Source organism: Arthrobacter sp. H41 (assembly GCF_000520535.1).
Taxonomy (GTDB): Bacteria; Actinomycetota; Actinomycetes; order Actinomycetales; family Micrococcaceae; genus Arthrobacter_D.
This window is the reverse complement of record NZ_KI914766.1, coordinates 1-1,625: the sequence shown is the minus strand read 5'-3', so window position 1 is coordinate 1,625 and position 1,625 is coordinate 1. Positions and strand designations below refer to the sequence as shown.

General features: G+C 63.9%; 2 protein-coding genes. Both read left to right on the top strand.

Annotation, left to right across the window (positions count from 1 at the left end):
* Positions 1 to 669, top strand: a 669-nt coding sequence (locus Y705_RS0103160) for an alpha/beta fold hydrolase (protein ID WP_026531805.1), incomplete at its 5' end; no start/stop codon positions are given.
* Positions 670 to 953: 284 nt separating this feature from the next.
* Complete coding sequence (locus Y705_RS23535) at positions 954 to 1,208, top strand: LPXTG cell wall anchor domain-containing protein (protein WP_081737744.1); 255 nt, start codon at positions 954 to 956, stop codon at positions 1,206 to 1,208.
* Positions 1,209 to 1,625 lie beyond the last annotated feature (417 nt).

The window sequence follows — 1,625 nt, the reverse complement described above, 5'->3', positions numbered from 1 at the left end:
CTGTCCTACTCCGACACCACCGTCTCTCCCGCCGCGATGGGTGCCCTGGAAACGGCAATCGCTGCCTGCGAGGCTGGTGGAGGGCTCTCCGAAGGTGACCCCGGCTCACCCGGGTACGTCTACTTCGGCGCGGACACCCCGGAGATGTTCATCAAAGCCCACTTCTTCACCGACAACGCCGAACCAGCAGTGGTGGATACCACGGCCGCGATGCGCAACATGGACCCCTGCGGCGACATCACCTCCTACAAGGCAGCGGTAGACACCAACAAGGCCAACATCGGATCAATCACCACACCCACCCTGGTCCTCATCGGCGGCCAGGACGCCATCTACCCCATCCAGGCCGAGGAACAGGCCGCACTGCTCACCGGAGTCCAGGACATCACCTCGGTGACCATCCCGGCCACCGGGCACGCCCTGACCCTTCACAACACCAAGGACCAGTTCTCAGCCGAGGTCTCCGCCTGGTTGGATACCCACAACTTCGGCTCCACCCAGATGGGACAAATGCCCACCGGCGGGGCGGATACCGGTGTTACAGGAACACCGGCCGCGAACAACACCAACGAAACGACGATCGGCATCGCCGCCCTCGCCGGAGCGCTGCTTCTGGCAGCAGGAGCGCTCTTCAGCACCCGCCGCAAGACAGCAACTAACGCCAACTAGAAAAACACCGGCGCCCCAAGGCCGGGATGTAGTTGCCCCACCCGAATAAGAAAGTGGCTTCCAGGTTTGCCTCACCGCGAGCCCGGAGGCCGCTTTCGTGTACACCACCCTGCGGACCGGACGCAGCCTTGTCAGTCATCATCCACCACGCCATCACGAGACCATGATCCCGGAGCTTGACCACATGCACCTGAACCCTGCGCCCTCGCCGGAGAGAACCCTGGACCCCGCCAACGTGACTCACGCCTACCCACGCACGGCACTCAGCAGTAGCTGCCCGTGACATCCTCACAAGCCGAACGCAACGAGGCCTTCTGGCAAAGCCGCTTTCTGGACCTCACCCTGTTTTTCCATCACCGCCACAGGGCCCCCTCCGGCCTATCGGAGGATCCCGCCGAGCGGCGGCTCAGTCGCTGGCTGCGGCCGCGAACAACACCAACGAAACGACGATCGGCATCGCCGCCCTCGCCGGAGCGCTGCTTCTGGCAGCAGGAGCGCTCTTCAGCACCCGCCGCAAGACAGCAACTAACGCCAACTAGAAAAACACCGGCGCCCCAAGGCCGGGATGTAGTTGCCCCACCCGAATAAGAAAGTGGCTTCCAGGTTTGCCTCACCGCGAGCCCGGAGGCCGCTTTCGTGTACACCACCCTGCGGACCGGACGCAGCCTTGTCAGTCATCATCCACCACGCCATCACGAGACCATGATCCCGGAGCTTGACCACATGCACCTGAACCCTGCGCCCTCGCCGGAGAGAACCCTGGACCCCGCCAACGTGACTCACGCCTACCCACGCACGGCACTCAGCAGTAGCTGCCCGTGACATCCTCACAAGCCGAACGCAACGAGGCCTTCTGGCAAAGCCGCTTTCTGGACCTCACCCTGTTTTTCCATCACCGCCACAGGGCCCCCTCCGGCCTATCGGAGGATCCCGCCGAGCGGCGGCTCAGTCGCTGG